The sequence below is a fragment of the Bacillus cihuensis genome, from assembly GCF_000504145.1.
GTDB lineage: Bacteria > Bacillota > Bacilli > Bacillales > DSM-1321 > Peribacillus > Peribacillus huizhouensis.
In genome coordinates this window covers 266,996-286,671 of sequence record NZ_KI632498.1, presented here as the reverse complement: position 1 = coordinate 286,671, position 19,676 = coordinate 266,996, and the positions used below count along the sequence as shown (strand labels likewise).

Below are 19,676 nucleotides of genomic sequence, written 5' to 3'. Positions count from 1 at the left end.
CTCCACCTCCTCACTGATTTACTATTTTTGCAAGCCGATCAACAATTTCCGAAATTCTCTTTTCTTTAATTCGATAGCTCACAGGATTTGCAATTAATCTCGATGTCACATCGGCAATTTTTGCATATTCCACAAGGCCATTTTCCTTTAAAGTTTGGCCCGTCGACACAATGTCAACAATTCTTTCCGCGAGACCAATTAAAGGTGCTAGTTCAATCGATCCGTTCAACTTAATAATTTCTACTTGTTCACCTTGTTCACGAAAATAACTGGAAGCTACGTTTGGATATTTACTGGCTATTTTCGGCGTAATATCACTAATTTTTGTATTGGGAAGTCCAGCTACCGCTAAATAGCAAGTACTTATTTTCAAATCCAGCAATTCATAGACATCCCGTTCTTCCTCCAACATAACATCTTTCCCTGCAATTCCGACATCCGCAACACCATGCTCCACATAGGTGACCACATCCATTGGTTTTGCTAAAATAAATCGTAAATTCTCTTCTTCTACTTCTAAAATGAGTTTTCGAGAATCATCAAATTCTGGAGGGAGTCGGAAGTCTGCTTTGCGTAATAAATCTGCCGCTTCTTCAAAAATTCTGCCTTTAGGCATCGCAATGGTTAGAAAGCTATTCACTTCTTACACCTCCATTTCCGATATACAAATGAACCTCATGAAACGCCTTAGTAAATGCATCAACGTTCTCTAATGCGTTAATTTCTTGAATCGTTACGTTAATCCCTTGTTCACGCTTTTCCTTAGCAAATATTAACGCTTCTTTTCTCCGTTCTGGACTGAATACGACACATACCGTAGTTTCTGTTTCTTTTATTTCTCCCAACGCTTCGGTTAAGCGATCCATTCGGATGGCAAATCCGGTGGCAGATGTGTTCCAACCGAATTTTTCAAGCAAGCTGTCATATCGGCCTCCGTTGCCTATTGGGGAACCGACTTGATTAGCATATACTTCGAAAAGTGTACCTGTGTAATAACTCATATGACTGACTAGCGTTAAGTCAAAAGTGATAAACTCCTCGATTCCAAATTCCTTTAATTGCACGGCCAACTCTTTCAAATCTTGCAGAGTTTCTCTTCCTGTTTCACGCTCAAGCAAAGTAGCAGCCTGACTTAATGTATTCTCCTCACCTCTTAAGCTAACGAAATCAATTAATCGCTGCTTGTCAATCGACGATAAAGGCAATGATTTCACATGCTCACGATAGCCAACATAGTTTTTTTCATATAAATATTTTCGTAATACCGCTGCTCGTTCTTCATTTCCTAAAATACTAATGAATAATTCCTGTAGAAAACCAATATGTCCAATTGCTATTTTGAAATCTTTTAGACCTGTAGCTTTTAGCACATCTACAAGCAATGAAATGATTTCTGCATCAGCACTAATTGATGGATTACCGATCAGTTCGATCCCTATCTGTTCAAACTCCGCAGGGCGACCACCTTCTCTTTGCTGAGCCCGGTACACATTGGCTGAATATGCAAGGCGGAGTGGGATTTGCTGCTTTAATAGCTTAGATGCTGCAACTCGGGCAATTGGTGTAGTCATATCCGGTCTAAGAACAAGGGCATGCCCTTGCTGATCCAGCAATTTAAACAACTGCTGATCTAAGATCGCTGAAGCCTCTCCGATTGTTTCATAATATTCCAAAGTAGGTGTTTCGATAAATTGATACCCCCACCTTTTAATCTCAACACTCATGCGATTTCTTACCGATGCTTTCGTTTCATATAACAAGGGAAGCGTATCTCGCATGCCTAATGGCTTTTCAAACATAAACGGCTTGGTCACATCAACACATCCTTTAAGAATTATCTCCACTCTTATTCATTTTCGCATAACCACCCAAAATAAAACATCTGAAAATACAGATAAAACAAAATACTTTAGTTCACTACCATACTACCGAATTGAAGTTATCAATATTCTACCTTCCAAATAGCACCACGTCAAGCATAATATTTTAGGGTCAGACCCTATTTCCCAACTTCCCTCACATGCCAAATCCCCCATATAAATCATAGGTTTGTGCACTTTCCCGCAGGGGTCAGACCCCATTTCCCATAATAAAAAGACCAGACCTTGCACTCACTATTTGTAGTTCAAATGGAGTGGTTATTCCACTTTGAACTGTGTAGTGTGCAAGGTCTGGTCCTTGGATATTAGTTATCTATTCGATTCAAATTTCCAATTGCTTCGCTCTTTCTTCTTTCGTATAAATGATGCGCATAGGGTTCCCGCCAACAAATGCGCCTTCCGGTACGTCTTTATGCACAAGTGTACCTGCCGACACAATCGCCCCATCGCCAATGACAACACCTGGTAGAATCGTTGAATTAGCACCGATTAGGACTTCATTGCCAATCACAACTTCCCCAAGTCGATATTCCTTAATTAAGTATTCATGTGCTAATATGGTTGTGTTATAGCCAATAACTGAATTTCTACCGACTGTAATTTTTTCAGGAAACATACAATCCAGCATAACCATAAGTGCAAATGAAGTTTGATCGCCAACCTTCATTCTCAAAAAAACTCGATACAACCAGTTTTTCATTCCTAAGAAAGGTGTGTATCTAGCAATCTGAATCACGCTAAAATTCTTCACAACTTTCCAAAAAGGAACCGTTTTATAGACATGCCAAAGTGAGTTTGCATCTTCTACCGGGTACCTTGTTGTTCGCCTCATAAGGCTTACCCCTCTAAAATCGTGATTAAATCTGACATCTTCTCGAGAATATAATCGGGATTGTACTGCTCAAGATGCTCTCTGCCTTTTGCCGACCAAGCTACTCCTGCTGTTTTTGTCCCGGCATTTTGTCCAGACAATATATCATGATAGTTATCTCCAATCATGATCGATTCTTCAGGCGACGAACCTAATAAAGCCAATGCCTGCTGAACTGGCTCTGGATCCGGTTTTGCTTTTTTCACATGATCTAGTGTAACAATCACATCAAAAAATTCATCCAGCTTTGTCAACTGCAAGCCCTTCATCACAACAGCATGGATTTTTGTTGAAACAATCGCTAATTTATAGCCGCTCTCCTTCAACGTTTTTACTGTTTCATAAACCTCGTCAAACTCCGTGACTAACAAATCATGATGTTCCCAGTTATGCTTTCGATAATGAGTCACCATCTCTTCTGCACGGTTTGGATCAATACTATGAAATGTATCAATTAGCGGCGGACCATTAAAAGGAATAACATCCTCACGTTTATAGCGGTCAGGATAATAATGATTTAATGTATCCAAAAATGAAGCAACGATTAATTCATTGGTGTTAATTAATGTTCCGTCTAAATCAAATAACAAAGTTGTAATATTACTGTTCATATGCTTCCTTCCTTTGTGAAAACTCCGATCGATTCCAAATCATCCCGATAATCATCGTTAACAGTATGGCTGTTGTAAGCCTGATAACCAACAACGGCCAAACCGGAATCCCAAGCGGAATAAAGATTAATGTATCTTCAACTACAGCATGACACGCCACTAGAAAAATAAAAGCAAGCGTCATATCTTTTTTACTTACATTGTCTTCTTTAGCAGCTTGGATCATGACACCAGCACCATACGCCAATCCGATAGTGAGACCTGCCACCATCGTCATCGATGTATTAGGCTTCATTCCGAGAATTTTTGTAAATGGTGCCAAAGCTTTCGACATAACATCCAACCACTTCAAATCTTTCATAATCTGCATAATAATCATTAATGGAATAACAATGAAAGCTAATTGTACTACCCCAGATGCAGCCCGTTCCAATCCATTCAGTAAAATCGCCCATACACCGTTAATTTCCGCTGTAGCAGGACTAACAAACCCGTATTTGGCAAGCTCTGATCCACCATGCCAAACTAGATTAATCATAACAGCAGCCAATAAAGCTAAGCCGATTCTAACTGTTAAAATAACCCAAAGCTTTACACCGACCTTCACTGCAACACCAGATTCAATAAATAAATTGTGACTAAACGATAACATGATAGCAACAATGAAAACTTCTTTCACCGATAAATCAAGTGTTAAAATCCCAGCAATTCCTGCATACAAGTTTAAAAAATTACCTAATACAAGAGGAATTGCAGCTTCACCCGGCAATCCAATCATATTCATAAAAGGAGCAATGAAATCGATGATCCATTGTAAAACCGGTGTATATTGAAGAACGGATACAATCAATGTAACCGGAAAAATCACTTTACCAAGTGTCCAAGTAGTTTGTAATCCTACCAGTAATCCCTTTTTCACCGAATGGCCAATCACTACCTCCTCACCCCCAATTCGCTCATTATGCCTCTAAGTATTTTTTATCGGAGTAGCCCCGAACCCTTCTGTAAACCCAAAGAACGATCGCCACTACAATTAATACAATGGAAATAACTTGAGCAATTCGTAGTGTTTCTGTCAACATTAAGCTGTCCGTCCGCAAGCCTTCAATGAAATATCGGCCGACTGAATACCAAATGACATAGCTTAAAAAGATCTCTCCTCTGCGCAAATTCGACCTTCTTAATATTAGTAATACCGCTACACCCAATAAGTTCCAAAGCGACTCATATAAAAATGTCGGATGATAATAAGTCCCCTCTATGTACATTTGATTAATAATAAAATTAGGTAGATGGAGATTTTCTAAAAAGGCACGCGTCACTTCACCGCCATGCGCTTCCTGATTCATAAAATTCCCCCAACGCCCAATAGCTTGCCCTAATAAAAGGCTAGGAGCAGCTACATCTACAAGCTTCCAAAACGATAGTTTTCTAACTTTCGAAAAAACAATAGCGGTTAAAACTGCACCGATAATTGCACCGTGAATAGCGATTCCACCGTTCCAAATTTGAATGATTTGGCCCGGATTTTGCGAATAATAATCCCATTGAAAAATGACATAATAAATTCGAGCACTAATAATCGCTATTGGAACAGCAAACAGGATCATATCGACAAAAGTTTCCTTACCAATTCCTCTTCTGTCCGCTTCCTTAGTGGCAATAAACAAACCTAGAAGAACACCAACTCCGATAATGATTCCATACCAATGCACTTCCAGAAAACCTAAATCAAAAGCAATAGGATTTAACGGCTGTATATCTTGCTCCATCACATTCCCTCTTTTCTATTCTAAGAAATTTTCATTAAAATTACTGATTTCATCGAATAACCTTTACTTGGATGAAGGATCACTTAAAATTCTTCGTGCCCGCCCCCAGAAATAGTATTGTTCAACCGGCTTGAGAAGATTTCCGCTGCATTGACGCCCATTCTTTTCAAACGGAAGTTCATCGCAGCCACCTCTATAATAACTGCTAAGTTTCTTCCTGGTCGAACAGGAACCGTTAATTTCGTCACTTCAGTATCAATGATTTTCACTTTTTCCTCATCAAGACCGACCCGATCATATTGCTTATTTTTTTCCCATAGCTCTAGATTGATAACGAGTGAAATTTTCTTATTGCTTCTTACGGCACCTGCTCCAAACAAGGTCATTACATTAATAATACCCAGTCCGCGAATTTCCAATAAATGCTCAATCAGTTCAGGAGCATTACCAACTAGGGTATCCTGATCTTCCTGACGAATCTCCACACAATCATCCGCAACTAAACGATGGCCTCGTTTTACTAGCTCAAGCGCGGTCTCACTTTTACCAACTCCACTTTTTCCAGTGATCATCACGCCGACTCCATAAATATCTATCAATACCCCATGGACAGCTGTTGTCGGAGCAAGTTTACTTTCCAGAAAATTAGTTAAGTGACTAAATAGCCGGGTTGTTTTCATACTGGATCGCATCACCGGGACCGACTGTTGTTCAGACGCAATAATTAACTCTTCTGGAACCTCATGTGCACGGCTAATAATAATTCCAGGTGTAATATCCCGACATAGGTTTTCCATTCTGCTCGTTCTTTCAGGCGCACTTAGCTTTTCAAAGAAAGACATCTCTGTCATTCCAAGTAGCTGTATTCTCTCTGCGGGATAAAAATCAAAAAAACCTGCAATTTCTAAACCAGGCCGAGAAAGGTCACTTGTTATAATAGGACGATTAATCCCCTCTTCTCCACTGACTAATTCAAGATTGAATGTATCTATCAAATCTTTCACACGTACTTTTGCCATATTGTTAGCCTCCCTTGGAGTTAAATTATTTCTCTTATAAAGGTAATCTTTATTTTAGCATTTTTCTACTAATATCCAAACAAAGCTTTTGTAAAATCACTCAATTACAAAAATACAAAGAGGATGTCCCTTATTGAAAAGGGTTGACCCTTAGCGACATATACAGTTCAAATAAACGTAAGTACCACTTTGAACAGTGTATATAGCGCGTGGCCTACCCTTGGGACATCCTCTTGTTTCCTTTTTAACCGTAATAAAGTGAAACTTCAATCTTCAGTGTTCTTCATCCCCACTGATTGTTAGTGTTGCTAAGATCCAACAAATCAAAGACTAAGTACACCGCATCCTATGTCTTCGTCTGCAGCCCACATTCTATGGGCGCAAATTCGCCTTTGAAAACCACAAGAGGCAAGTTCCAATCGGGTTTGTTTTTACGGGCAGTTAATGCTGGATAAATCTTTACGATACTGAAATGCCACCAGTTTTCGTATCAGCAAACAAGTGTAGAACTGGAACAACATCCTTTGTCGTCTTAAATCTCAACACTTTTTGAATGACATCATTTTTCTCTTCAATAATTTGAATGCCATCTAAGTTTACATTGAAGTTACCAAGATTCGATTTCAACTCACCTTCTACTGACATTCCTGTAGGCAAGATTACATCAAGCTTTCCAGTCACTGTTTTGGCTGAAATATACTCACAATTTTGTTCATCCACACGGCAAGTCACTTGACCAGAAAATGATTGAGCATCAAGATTTTTATAGATTCCATCTACATGTATCGAACCATTTAATGTTTCTGTTTCGATTTTTTCTATAGTTGCTTGACGTATCGATATATTCCCATTTCCCGTTTCAGCATTTAGTTTTTTTCCTGTCACGTCTTCAATGGCTATTTTTCCATTGGCAGTCTTCACTTTAAAATGATCTGCTTTTAAAGACTCTCCAGAGATAGAACCGTTAAACATACGGATATACACTTCTTCATACTCTTTATTAGGGATGTACAAAGTGACATCCGCTTTTATAAATTTCTGCAATAAATGGAAACGTAATTTTTCATCTTCTACTAAAAAATGGACTTCTTTTAATAGCGCTTCTCTTGCTTCATCCTGCATCGCGCCACGATAAACCTTCGCTTGACATTCAATTCTAATTTCATTATTCGACCACGGGATTACTTTCGTCTTGCCATTTGCAATATCTATCTCAATTTCTTTAAGGGGCGTTTGATCATGGGTAAAAATATGTGAAATCTCATGCGAAGTACCAAAATTGAGATCTAAATCCGATTCTTTGATTTTTTTCACGGCACTCTCTACGAAATCAAAGATTTTCTCTTTGGAAGAGCTGATTTTTTTATTAAAATAATCTTGTTGTTTATCGGTACCTTCTTTATCAAGAACAACTGTCGATAATTCATTGACTAGTACTTGTTCTTTCTTCTCCGATTCTTTACTCGCCTGATCTAGTTCTTCTAAAATCTTTAAAGCTTCATCCGTAGATAGTTTCCCATCTTGAACCATTTGTAGAATTCGCTTTTTTTCTTCATTCATTCCTTTTCCCTCCAATTTCAATCTATTTTTTTCACAGGGTTTTCTCGATTTTCTCTCTTATTGTGAATGTTATGGAAGCAATGAGTTAGTATTTTGAGTCCAAAAAAATAAAAGCACACTTACTTATTAATACGCCTACTATTCATGAAAGTTTCATCACTTACAAAATTTAACTCCAATAATTTCAAACGACATAATAATCAGCGAATCTAACGCAGTATGTCCATAGAAATGCAGGTTTGCATCCATTTTAATCAATCGTTTGATTAAGCCGTGTTATCGTAAATTTCTGCAAAGCTCATCCTTTCAGACCGTCAAAATATTCACCAATTTATACCTCATATATCCCTTGCAATACTTTGTCTCCTCCATTTTAATCAATCGATTGATTAAGGACAAAAAACAAGACTTCAAACATTTCCGAAACCTCTACTATACATTCGACAATTTCAAACGACATAAAAAACATCTAATTTCACATCAGATGTCATTAGAGACTACATTTCCACACTCCATTTAATCAATCATTTGATTAAGCGCTATTCTACAAAATTCTTCTTATTATGATTCAACGATACCCAAAAAGGGTCTGACCTAGCACTCACTTTACAGTTTTTGTGTTACTTTCACTTCATTTTAACTGTATGTGAGTTGCTCAGTCTGACCCTTGCATTATCCCGCATTAACGGGCAGTTGACCCCCACCCAAGTGGGGGTCAACTGCCCGTAAAAGCCCGATTGGTGAGATACAGTGAAACTTACCGCTGGGTTCTTCAGCGGTTTAGTTGAACCAATTGGGTTCGTACTGTCGATTGATCGTAGCGGAAGCGAAGATCTTAGCGACAGTAGAACGGGACTAACAATCAGTGGAAAATCCCCACTGATTGAAGTTTCACTTTATCGGACATCCTTATACATGTTCATGCTCTTTTTCTTTGATTCTCTTTTCCATTCTGATACGGTCTCTTTCAAGAATAGGTTTTAGATATTTTCCTGTATAAGACCCTTCTGCCTCAGCGATTTGTTCAGGTGTACCTGTTGCGATAATCGTTCCGCCTTTATCTCCACCCTCAGGACCAAGGTCGACCAAATAATCAGCGGATTTAATGACATCTAGATTATGTTCGATGACAAGAACAGTATCACCGTTTTCAACGAGGCGCTGAAGGACTTCAAGAAGCCTTGCGATATCATCAACATGAAGACCCGTTGTTGGTTCATCAAGAATATAGAAGGAACGGCCATTTGAACGACGATGAAGTTCAGAAGCTAACTTTACCCGCTGTGCTTCTCCACCGGAAAGTGTGGTTGCTGGCTGACCAAGTTTAATATAACCCAAGCCAACATCTTGAATTGTTTGGAGTTTTCTATTGATTTTTGGGATATTCTCAAAAAATTCAACCGCTTCTTCTACCGTCAACTCTAGAATATCAGCAATATTTTTGCCTTTATATTTCACTTCCAATGTTTCACGATTATACCGCTTTCCATGACACACTTCACAAGGCACGTACACATCAGGTAAGAAATGCATTTCAATTTTAATGATTCCATCGCCACGACAAGCTTCACAGCGACCACCTTTGACATTAAAACTAAAACGACCTTTTTTATAGCCGCGAATTTTCGCTTCATTCGTTGTGGCAAACACATCCCGAATATCATCAAATGCCCCTGTATATGTAGCGGGGTTTGAACGCGGCGTTCTTCCAATTGGTGACTGATCAATATCGATGACCTTATCAAGATGATCAACACCTTTGATTTCCCGAAAAGAGCCCGGACGAGCTTTTGCACGGTTCAGTTTTTGTGCTAATGATTTATGTAGAATCTCATTAACTAACGTACTTTTCCCAGAACCCGAGACACCAGTAACAGCTGTAAATGTACCAAGGGGAAATTTCACATTCACATTTTTGAGATTGTTTTCTTTCGCTCCTTTGATTTCAATATAACGACCATCACTTTTACGACGTTCTAGTGGTAACGGAATAAATTTTTTCCCTGACAAATACTGCCCAGTTAATGAATCAGGATCATTCATGACTTCCTGTGGCGTACCTGCAGAAACAATTTTCCCTCCGTGTGCTCCTGCTCCTGGTCCTACATCAATCAAATAATCTGCAGCAAGCATCGTATCTTCGTCATGTTCAACTACGATCAGCGTATTGCCAATTTCACGCATATTCTTCAGTGTTTCAATAAGACGATCATTGTCTCTTTGATGGAGACCGATTGATGGTTCATCCAAAATATATAGAACACCCGTTAAACGGGAGCCAATCTGAGTGGCTAGCCTGATTCGCTGAGCCTCCCCACCAGATAGCGTTCCTGCCGCTCTGCTTAAAGTTAAATATTCCAAGCCAACATTGGCAAGAAAACCTAACCGCTCTTGAATTTCACGCAAAATTAATTGAGCAATTGCTTGTTCTTTTTCTGATAAATCCAGATGTTCGAAAAACTGGACGGCCTCTTCAATCGAATAAGCAGTTGTTTCACTAATCGTTTTGTTTTGGATGAGAACAGATAGGCTTTCCTTCTTCAGTCTTTGTCCTTTACACGTTGGACAAGCATGTTGAGCCATATACTTTTCCATCTGATCGCGGACATAGTCTGAACTTGTTTCTTTAAAGCGACGTTCCACGTTATTCAAAACACCTTCGAAAGCGATATAGCTTTCGTGCAATCTACCGTAGTCATTTTCATAACGGAAGTAAATTTTTTCTTTTCCAGAACCATATAAAATCTTATCCAACAAACCTGTCGATAGGTCTTTAACTGGTATATCCATATCAATTCCATAATGATCAGCTATAGCTTTCAATAGTTGGGGATAATATTGCGAACTAGTTGATTCCCAAGGCGCAAGCGCATTTTGGTTTAACGTTAATTCATCATTTGGAATGACGAGCTGTTGATCGACTTCAAGTTTCGTACCAAGGCCGTCGCAATCTGGACAGGCACCAAATGGGCTGTTAAAAGAAAACATGCGCGGCTCCAGTTCTTCTACAGAGAACCCACAATAAGGGCAAGCATGATGTTCACTAAACAAAAGCTCCTCTTCCCCATTAATATCTATCAATACTTTTCCGTCACCTAGCTTTAAAGCACTTTCCATTGAGTCTGCAAGGCGCGCTGCTATCCCATCTTTAATAACGATACGGTCGATAATGACCTCAATCGAGTGTTTCTTATTTTTTTCAAGAATGATGTCTTCCCCTACGTCTAAAATCTCGCCATCTACGCGAACTCTGACATATCCTTGCTTTTTAATATCTTCCAACACTTTGGTGTGTGTCCCTTTTCTTCCTGAGACAACGGGCGCAAGGACTTGCATTTTTGTCCGTTCAGGGTATTCTAAAATCCGGTCCACCATTTGTTCAATCGTTTGTGAGGATATTTCAATGCCGTGATTAGGACATGTTGGTCTACCGATTCGTGCGTAAAGTAAACGTAAATAATCGTAGATTTCCGTTACAGTTCCAACTGTTGAACGCGGATTACGGCTTGTAGTTTTCTGATCGATTGATATGGCCGGTGAAAGGCCTTCAATTGAATCCACATCTGGCTTATCCATTTGTCCTAAAAATTGTCTGGCGTAAGCAGAAAGCGACTCAACATAGCGCCGTTGCCCTTCCGCATATATCGTATCAAATGCAAGCGATGACTTCCCTGATCCCGACAATCCCGTAAGGACGACAAGCTTGTCTCTGGGGATTGTGACGTCAATATTCTTTAGGTTATTGGCTCTAGCGCCAATAACCGTGATTTTTTCCAATGCCATTGTCTTGTCACCCTTCCACTTTCAGCTCGATTAAAAGATCACGAAGCTGTGCTGCCCGTTCGAAATCGAGGGCTTTAGCTGCTTCTTTCATTTCCTTCTCCGTGTTCATAATTAGTTGCTCTCGCTCCTGTTTCGTCATTTTAGTGAAACTAGGTGCTACATCATATGTCTCCGTATCTTCTGCTGCATGAGTCACGCGAATGGAACCACGAACCTCTTTTTGAATAGTTTTTGGAGTAATATTATGTTCTTTATTATACTGCTCTTGAATTTCTCGGCGCCGCTTAGTTTCACTAATGGCCAATTCCATCGAATTCGTTATGCGATCCGCATACATAATTACATGACCATTGGAATTCCGAGCGGCACGGCCAATCGTTTGGATAAGCGAACGCTCAGAACGCAAGAATCCTTCTTTATCGGCATCCAATATCGCAACCAATGATACTTCAGGAATGTCGAGACCTTCTCGTAACAAGTTAATTCCGACTAGTACATCATATTTGCCCATTCGTAGTTCACGAATAATTTCAATTCGTTCTAAAGTCTTTACCTCAGAATGGAGGTACTGAACCTTAATTCCAATTTCTTTTAAATAATCCGTTAAATCTTCAGACATTTTTTTCGTCAAAGTTGTGATAAGTACGCGCTCGTTTCGTTTGATTCGATCCTGAATTTCACCGATTAAGTCATCAATTTGACCCTCAATTGGTCTCACTTCAATATTCGGGTCTAATAAACCAGTCGGTCTAATAATTTGCTCAACCATTTCAGGTGTATGTTCCAATTCAAACGGTCCCGGCGTAGCGGATACAAAAACGGCTTGATGGACTTTCTCCTCAAACTCTTCGAATCGAAGCGGTCTGTTATCCTTGGCAGAAGGCATCCTGAAACCATGATCCACCAGCACTTGCTTCCTCGCCTGATCTCCGTTATACATTCCGCGGATTTGCGGCAAAGTAACATGTGATTCATCAATAACAAGTAGAAAATCCTTAGGGAAATAGTCAATCAATGTATAAGGTGTTGCCCCAGGAGGCTTCAATGTTAAATGTCTAGAATAGTTCTCAATCCCTGAACAAAATCCCATTTCACGCATCATTTCCAGATCATACCTTGTACGCTGTTCCAGGCGTTGAGCTTCTAACAGTTTATCTTCATTGCGCAGCACGACTAACCATTCTTCTAGTTCTTTCTCTATATTATCAATCGCTACCTTCATTTTCTCTTCACGTGTAACGAAATGGGAAGCTGGGAATATCGCAATATGATCCCGTTCAGCCGTAATTTCTCCCGTTAACGCATCCACTTCCCGTATTCGATCGATTTCATCACCAAAAAACTCCACACGAACACAGTGTTCATCACGAGAAGCTGGGAATATCTCAACCACATCCCCCCGTACTCGGAAAGTCCCACGGTGGAAGTCTATATCATTTCGTTCATATTGAATATCTACTAATTTATGTAGCAGTTTATTTCGATCAATCTCCATACCTGTGCGGAGGGAGACAACCATTTCTCGATATTCTTCTGGAGAACCGAGACCGAAAATACATGAGACACTAGCGATAATAATGACGTCTTGACGTTCAAATAGCGCAGATGTAGCCGAGTGACGCAGTTTGTCAATTTCATCATTAATGCTCGCATCTTTTTCAATATATGTATCCGTAGATGGAACATAGGCTTCTGGTTGATAGTAATCATAGTAACTAACAAAATAGCCGACAGCGTTATTCGGGAAAAATTCCTTGAACTCACTATACAATTGCCCTGCGAGCGTCTTGTTATGAGCAATGACTAATGTTGGCTTATTAACTTCTTTAATGACATTTGAAATGGTAAATGTTTTTCCCGTTCCAGTTGCCCCTAGCAATGTCTGATACCGTTTCTCACTTTCAATTCCTTCTACTAATTCCTTAATGGCAGCAGGCTGATCTCCTTGTGGCGAATAATTGGAGACTATCTCAAATTGATCCTTCACTAAGCAATCCTCCATTCTATAAAGTGCAACTTCAATCAGTGGGCGTTTTCTTCATCCCCCACTGATTGTCTTTGAACCAATCGGGCTTTTACGGGCAGTTATCCCCCAACCTAAGCTTCCTCGATTCCTCTAAGCCTTGGGTGGGGGTTTACTGCCCGTTAAAGCGGGATAAATATTTCTTGTCTATTATGGATTTATCTACTTTCACCGTTAGGCTTTTGTCTAAAACATTCATATCTATTTATAGCCCTTTATTGAAGCATTCTATACACATTCTACCACAAAGGACAACGAAGAAACCAATAATAAGCGAACGTTCATTCGACAGATTTTCGACAATACAAAACGAATACGGCGCTTAAATTCCAATATTCAGCATTTAGAATTCATCCTATAGCACGCTACACACGCCTAATCACAATGGTGGCGGTGCGGATCCGGATTTACTTAAAAAAGTATGCATAAATGTAGTAGATAGGCTATATTAATAAGTCGCGCAGCCCCGTCCCCATGTCTTCATACAAAAAGGAAAATGTAAATGTAGTCAACTAAAAGCTCTACTATCAGAGAGATTAGCCATTACAAAAAACACATGGCTCGATTTGCACCATGTGTTTATGTAGATAGAATAATAGAAATAATATTGAAGATTGCAGTATACTATTCTTCCTTCATGCTATATTCGTTTTAACATTTTCGTTGAATACCAAAAACCGACTGTTAATGAAAACGCATCTATGATAATTAAAATCCATGTATGTGTGTAACCTTTATATGCCGATGCTGCAATTAATGCAACCGTCAATGCAAGTCCGACATAACGATTAAACGTCACTCTTGAAAATAAGATAACAAGTAAGCCGGGAACGATTAGAGCAGATAAAAACTTAACCATTCTTCCATCTCCTTACAGTCCACTGTAATTTACAGCAAAGCCCATTTACTAATTAAGTAGTTTCAGTTTAATTCATTTATCAGATAAAATCCATTTGTTTACGATTTAAACCGCTTGATAAAATGAAACTTCAACCAGTGGGGTTTTCTTCAACCCCCCACCTATGCTTCTTCGATTCCCCTAAACCTTGAAGTGGAGTTGTACTGCCCATTCATGCGGGATTCATTGCAAATAAATGATATTTACAAATTAGACTCTGTAAAACTTGCCTGTTGATTGGAACGTATGGCGTTCGTTCCAATCAACAACGCGCTTCAACATAGCCAAAAATTTAAAAAAGGAGTGCTCCAAAAGAAAGGGTCAGACACTGCAACAACTAAATACAGTAAAGTAACGTGTATAAAACACGACATACTGATTTAAAGTGCACAGTCTGACCCTTAAGAGTTTCAGTTCAAAACTAGATGTAGGCAAAACTATAAAGTGAATCAATCAGTAAGGGGTACTGTCCGTTAATGGGGATGAACCTTGAACAATATGTCTTAGTCTGTCCGCATTAGTAAGGCTCTGCGTCATGTCCCTTTTCAATTGCTTGTTCGGGAGCCTTTTCTCCATCTTTATTGCCAAGAGGCTTTTGACTCGATCCACCTTTTGGCGCATTTGCCAAGCCTTCTCGTAGACGGCGGCCGTATTCTTCATCTGCTTCTTCCGCCAATGCAATCATTTTGGCTTGGATTCGACTGTCTACTGGTGCAAGTCCTGAAACAAGGTTAGAGATTAGTTCATCCTTCTCCCAGTCCTCAAACATGCGATACGTTTCACCGGCTTGTTTCGTATTGTTTTGGCGATCAATGGATTCTCTCACTAATTTCCCTTCAATATAAGGGGTATATTCTTTGCCTTCTTGCTTCGCTTCTTTCAAGCCGCCAAGAAGGGAAGGTTCGTAATTGATATGCGGGTTCTGATTTCCGCCTAGATCCACTCGATATTGCATTTGACCACCGCGTTGATTTGTCGCTACCCTTTTCTTAGGTGCATTAATGGGCAGCTGTAAATAGTTAGCGCCGACACGATGACGCTGCGTATCAGAGTAGGAGAATGTTCTGCCCTGAAGCATCTTATCGTCCGAAAAATCAAGACCATCTACCAAGACACCTGTTCCAAATGCGGCCTGCTCTACTTCAGTAAAATAATCTTCTGGATTTTTGTTCAGCACCATTTTCCCAACCGCAAGCCACGGGAACTGGTCTTCAGGCCATAACTTCGTATCATCTAACGGATCAAAATCCAATTCAGGATGATCGTCATCGCTCATCACTTGGACAAGCAGCTCCCATTCAGGATATTCACCGTTTTCAATTGCCTCATACAAGTCCTGGGTAGCGTGGTTGAAGTTCTTCGCTTGAATTTCTTCTGCTTCTTTTTGCTTTAAATTTTTTATCCCTTGTTTAGGTTCCCAATGGTATTTGACAAGAACAGCTTCACCCTCACTGTTCACCCACTTATACGTATTAACCCCTGACCCTTGCATCATGCGATAATTCGCTGGAATCCCCCAAGGTGAGAAGACGAAGGTGACCATGTGAAAGGATTCTGGTGAATTACAGCAAAAATCAAAAAATCGTTCATTATCCTGTATATTCGTAATTGGATCTGGCTTAAAAGCATGAATCATATCGGGAAATTTAATCGCATCACGAATAAAGAAGATTTTCAAATTGTTCCCAACCAAATCCCAATTGCCATCTTCGGTATAAAACTTCACCGCAAAGCCGCGTGGGTCACGTAATGTTTCCGGAGAATGTGTTCCATGGATCACTGTAGAAAAGCGAACAAAAACAGGCGTTTGTTTTCCTGCCTCTTGGAAAAGCTTAGCTCGAGTATACTTCGAAACAGGTTCATCTCCCGCTTTTCCATATGCTTCAAAATAGCCATGAGCACCGGCACCACGACCATGTACGACCCGTTCTGGAATTCTCTCCCTGTCAAAGTGGCTTATTTTCTCAATGAAATCATAATTTTCTAATGTCGTCGGTCCACGATTGCCAACCGTTCTCATACTTTGATTATTCGTTACTGGGTGCCCTTGACGATTCGTTAAGACATCTTCCGTTTGATTTGGATCATTTGATTGATTGTTTCCCACACTCTTCCTCCTCAAAAATGAACTACTATCTACCTTCCCCTTTTACCAGTAAATAATTCCAAGTTATGATATTTTTATAAAAACCCTTTTTTATTTTCATAGTAAAGATTTAATTTGAAGGATTTGTAAGTTTTTTGTAAATCCCATTGACAATCCAATAATTTGAATTTATAATTTATCTTGTATTAAGTTATCTCGAATTAAAGGCATATAATTTCACGATAATATATTGGGGAGGAATTTTCTCATGACAAAAACGAAGTGGGCAATTGACGTAAGCCATAGTGAAGTAGCATTCTCTGTTAAACATATGATGATTTCTAAAGTGAAAGGTTCTTTCAATCAATTCGATGCAGCAATCGAAGCTGATCCAGCCGATTTAACAACGGCAAATATCACTTTCACAGTCGATGTTGCAAGTGTTGATACACGAAGCGAAGACCGTGATAATCACCTTCGTTCTGCTGACTTTTTTGATGTTGAAACATATCCAACATTAACGGTTACATCGAAAAAAATCACCAAAACTGGGGATAATGAATATGAACTTACCGGAGATGTATCATTGCACGGCGTTACTCGTGAAGAAACATTCCAAGTTACATTTGAAGGTGAAGCAAAAGATCCATGGGGCAATGATAAAGCAGGATTTAGCGGATCTGGTAAAGTGAAACGCAGTGATTACGGCTTAACTTGGAATACTGCCCTTGAAACTGGTGGCGTACTTGTTGGCGACCAAATCACATTAAACTTTGACATTCAAGCTGTGAAGCAAGCTTAATTATTTTATTCACGAGAAAAGACCTTCCTGTAACACGGAAGGTCTTTCTCAATCTTTCCTACTATCTCAATCATTTTAGTCTTTCTTGAGGTGTTGTATTTTTTCCGCACGATCAAAATGGCCATTTTGCCTATCAAAATTTCGTTCCCCATGATCTCCCAGCAATACAGTAATAATTTCTTCTAGCTCCATTGACTCGGATTCAATCCATGTCAGTTTTTCTTGTAAAAAATAACGCTCCGCTTCGTTAGAACGACTAGTTGTAATCAATCGATCACCTTTGCGAGTAATTTCTCCTGGTACAAATTCAAATGAGAGCGGCTGTTCCATCCAGTAGCGCTTGTATTGTGTCGTTAGTTCTTCTTTTAAAAATTGTCCGATCATTTTCCCGTTCTTCATAATGACCACATAGTCTGCGAGTTTACGAATGTCCTCCACTTGGTGGGTGGCAATAATTAAGGCTTTGTCTTCCCGTTCCATCCATTCAACTAACACGTCCATCAGCATTTGTTTAGCCGGTATATCCATTTGAGCAGTCGGTTCATCTAGGACCATAATCTCGGTATCTCTTGATAGGGATAGGGCAAGATTAAGTTTCTGTCTTACACCAGGTGACAGCTTACCGTACCGTTTCATTATCGGAATATCAAACAAATCAACAAGATGCATAAATAAGTTTTGATCCCATTTCGGATACCACTTTGAGATGAACGTCATCAACTCTTTTCCATTGAACGCATTACACCCAATTAGCGACTGGGGCTGATAAGCAATACGCTGATTCCAATGATCTTCATATTGATCAAGCTCTTTTCCAAAAAGATGGATTACCCCCTCTTCAGGTTTTACTAAGTTCATCATGGTCTTCAAAAGTGTACTTTTCCCTGCTCCATTATTCCCAACAAGGGCTGTAATTGTTCCTGGTTGAACGGTCAAATCTATCGGTCCAAGTTGAAAGTCATCAATCTTCTTCTTCAACCCCTTCATTTCCAACCATGGTTGCATCTTCTATTCCTCCTTCTTCTTGTTTTTTTTCATTGAAAGGATTTGTTGAAAAATCCCTTCAATTTCTTCGAAGCTATATTCATGTTGAAGTGCAGTTTCCACTCCGTTTGCCATGGCTTCATATACCACAGAAACTTTAATCTTCTCTTTCATCGATTCCGCAACCTCTGCAACAAATGTCCCTTTTCCTTGAACGGTTTTGATGAAACCCTGGTATTCAAGATCTTGATAGGCACGTCTTATCGTAATAACACTGATTTCAAGATCTTTTGAGAGTGCACGAATGGAAGGCAATAATGAGCCTGCAGCCAGATGTCCGCTCGTAATGAGTGTTTTGATTTGTGCTTCAATTTGATGATAAATCGGCACACGTGATTCTTTAGAAAGTCGAATCGGAAGCTCCATCGTGTTCCTCCTTCCTGTTGTAACAAGTTAATTGAAATAATCGTTACGATCTATTCTCTTTTTCATAGAATGTTTCCAATAAGACAGACCATAAAGTGCAGCAATTATGGAAAGTGCGGACGAAATGATTGGCCACTGCTTTGCTGCAAACATCGTCCAACCCACAATTCCGTAATTTGTATACACTGCAATAATGAGTGGAACAAACATACCTACTATGACTAACAAAATACTCGAAAACGCAACGGTGGTGGTGGTTGCTTTTTCCCCTGCGTCTGCTACAGGATAAACAAGACCCCAATATGCATTAAAACTCAGCCAAATAATTGAAAACACTAGATACGAGTACCATGGCATAAATGCTCTTAGTTCTGGTGAGAAGGCATAAAGCAATACAAGCAATAGGAGCTGGAATGGAACAGAGTAGACAAAATAAACAATAAATCTACTTTTCACTAAAACATCCTTCTGAATAGGCAGTTGATTCAAAAATACAAAGAATGGGGAGCCATACATTCCGTCAGTCAATTTATCTAGTTGAAACCCTTTTGGTCGTACCCAGGCAGCGGCTAATGCAAATGCAAGTAAAAAGATATAATCAAACATCACGATATTTTTTTCCAAGTAGTCGTGCAAAGAGGTAATCAAGAATGCTGTAAATGGGAGAAACATGAAAATCATTAGCAAGATGACTTTTCCAATCGACTTTTTTATTTCAAACCAAGCGAGCCATAATGCCTGTTTTGAATGACTCATAATAGAACCCTTCCTCTCTCTAAGTGTAATAGTGTTTATATCTATATACACACTATATGATAATATTTACACTTTGACAATACCAATTGTTAAAAAAATCAATTTTTGTGTTTCATTATCCAAATATTTGTTTCACAAAGTTGCAAGTGCTTAATTCCTTTCTTTTAACGGCCAAATAAAAAACAGCCTGCAGATCACCTACAAA

16 protein-coding genes are annotated in these 19,676 nt (G+C 39.4%); 1 reads left to right on the top strand and 15 read right to left on the bottom strand.

What is annotated here, in order from left to right; all coding sequences use genetic code 11:
- Window positions 1–10: 10 nt before the first annotated feature.
- The 12 genes from hisG to V179_RS0123125 all read right to left on the bottom strand — a co-directional run bounded on the left by hisG (window position 11) and on the right by V179_RS0123125 (window position 16,524).
- The gene (hisG, locus tag V179_RS0123180) at window positions 11–616 is read right to left on the bottom strand and encodes an ATP phosphoribosyltransferase (RefSeq protein WP_220478554.1); all 606 of its coding nucleotides are present in this window, start codon (window positions 614–616) and stop codon (window positions 11–13) included.
- 16 nt (window positions 617–632) lie between these two features.
- Window positions 633–1,814: an ATP phosphoribosyltransferase regulatory subunit gene (locus tag V179_RS0123175; protein ID WP_028393583.1), complete on the bottom strand. Its 1,182-nt coding sequence runs from the start codon at window positions 1,812–1,814 to the stop codon at window positions 633–635.
- Window positions 1,815–2,202: 388 nt separating this feature from the next.
- Complete coding sequence (locus V179_RS0123170; RefSeq protein ID WP_028393582.1) at window positions 2,203–2,712, bottom strand: acyltransferase; 510 nt, start codon at window positions 2,710–2,712, stop codon at window positions 2,203–2,205.
- A gap of 5 nt (window positions 2,713–2,717) precedes the next feature.
- Window positions 2,718–3,362, bottom strand: a complete 645-nt coding sequence (gene ppaX / locus V179_RS0123165; protein ID WP_028393581.1) for a pyrophosphatase PpaX — start codon at window positions 3,360–3,362, stop codon at window positions 2,718–2,720.
- Entirely contained in the window at window positions 3,352–4,296 is a 945-nt protein-coding gene (locus V179_RS0123160) for a nucleoside recognition domain-containing protein (protein WP_028393580.1), read from the bottom strand. The genes ppaX and V179_RS0123160 overlap by 11 nt, the downstream gene beginning before the upstream one ends.
- A gap of 25 nt (window positions 4,297–4,321) precedes the next feature.
- Window positions 4,322–5,134 carry a prolipoprotein diacylglyceryl transferase gene (lgt, locus tag V179_RS0123155; protein WP_028393579.1) on the bottom strand — a complete coding sequence of 271 codons (813 nt, stop codon included), beginning with the start codon at window positions 5,132–5,134 and terminating at the stop codon, window positions 4,322–4,324.
- Window positions 5,135–5,217: 83 nt separating this feature from the next.
- Window positions 5,218–6,153, bottom strand: a complete 936-nt coding sequence (gene hprK / locus V179_RS0123150) for an HPr(Ser) kinase/phosphatase (protein WP_028393578.1) — start codon at window positions 6,151–6,153, stop codon at window positions 5,218–5,220.
- Window positions 6,154–6,612: 459 nt separating this feature from the next.
- On the bottom strand, window positions 6,613–7,713 hold the full coding sequence (locus V179_RS0123145) for a DUF4097 family beta strand repeat-containing protein (protein ID WP_028393577.1): 1,101 nt from the start codon (window positions 7,711–7,713) through the stop codon (window positions 6,613–6,615).
- A gap of 909 nt (window positions 7,714–8,622) precedes the next feature.
- Window positions 8,623–11,496: an excinuclease ABC subunit UvrA gene (uvrA, locus tag V179_RS0123140; RefSeq protein ID WP_028393576.1), complete on the bottom strand. Its 2,874-nt coding sequence runs from the start codon at window positions 11,494–11,496 to the stop codon at window positions 8,623–8,625.
- 7 nt (window positions 11,497–11,503) lie between these two features.
- The gene (uvrB, locus tag V179_RS0123135) at window positions 11,504–13,483 is read right to left on the bottom strand and encodes an excinuclease ABC subunit UvrB (protein WP_028393575.1); all 1,980 of its coding nucleotides are present in this window, start codon (window positions 13,481–13,483) and stop codon (window positions 11,504–11,506) included.
- 676 nt (window positions 13,484–14,159) lie between these two features.
- Complete coding sequence (locus tag V179_RS0123130; protein WP_028393574.1) at window positions 14,160–14,378, bottom strand: CsbA family protein; 219 nt, start codon at window positions 14,376–14,378, stop codon at window positions 14,160–14,162.
- A gap of 556 nt (window positions 14,379–14,934) precedes the next feature.
- The gene (locus V179_RS0123125) at window positions 14,935–16,524 is read right to left on the bottom strand and encodes a catalase (RefSeq protein WP_028393573.1); all 1,590 of its coding nucleotides are present in this window, start codon (window positions 16,522–16,524) and stop codon (window positions 14,935–14,937) included.
- A gap of 247 nt (window positions 16,525–16,771) precedes the next feature.
- On the opposite strand from V179_RS0123125, the gene V179_RS0123120 reads away from it, so the two are divergent.
- The gene (locus tag V179_RS0123120; RefSeq protein ID WP_028393572.1) at window positions 16,772–17,305 is read left to right on the top strand and encodes a YceI family protein; all 534 of its coding nucleotides are present in this window, start codon (window positions 16,772–16,774) and stop codon (window positions 17,303–17,305) included.
- A gap of 75 nt (window positions 17,306–17,380) precedes the next feature.
- On the opposite strand, the gene V179_RS28580 is transcribed toward V179_RS0123120, so the two are convergent.
- The 3 genes from V179_RS28580 to V179_RS0123105 are packed head-to-tail and all read right to left on the bottom strand — an operon-like array spanning window position 17,381 to window position 19,471.
- Window positions 17,381–18,310, bottom strand: a complete 930-nt coding sequence (locus V179_RS28580) for an ABC transporter ATP-binding protein (RefSeq protein WP_051405104.1) — start codon at window positions 18,308–18,310, stop codon at window positions 17,381–17,383.
- Between the two features lie 3 nt (window positions 18,311–18,313).
- Window positions 18,314–18,715 carry a GntR family transcriptional regulator gene (locus V179_RS0123110; RefSeq protein WP_028393571.1) on the bottom strand — a complete coding sequence of 134 codons (402 nt, stop codon included), beginning with the start codon at window positions 18,713–18,715 and terminating at the stop codon, window positions 18,314–18,316.
- A gap of 27 nt (window positions 18,716–18,742) precedes the next feature.
- Entirely contained in the window at window positions 18,743–19,471 is a 729-nt protein-coding gene (locus tag V179_RS0123105) for a hypothetical protein (protein ID WP_028393570.1), read from the bottom strand.
- Window positions 19,472–19,676 lie beyond the last annotated feature (205 nt).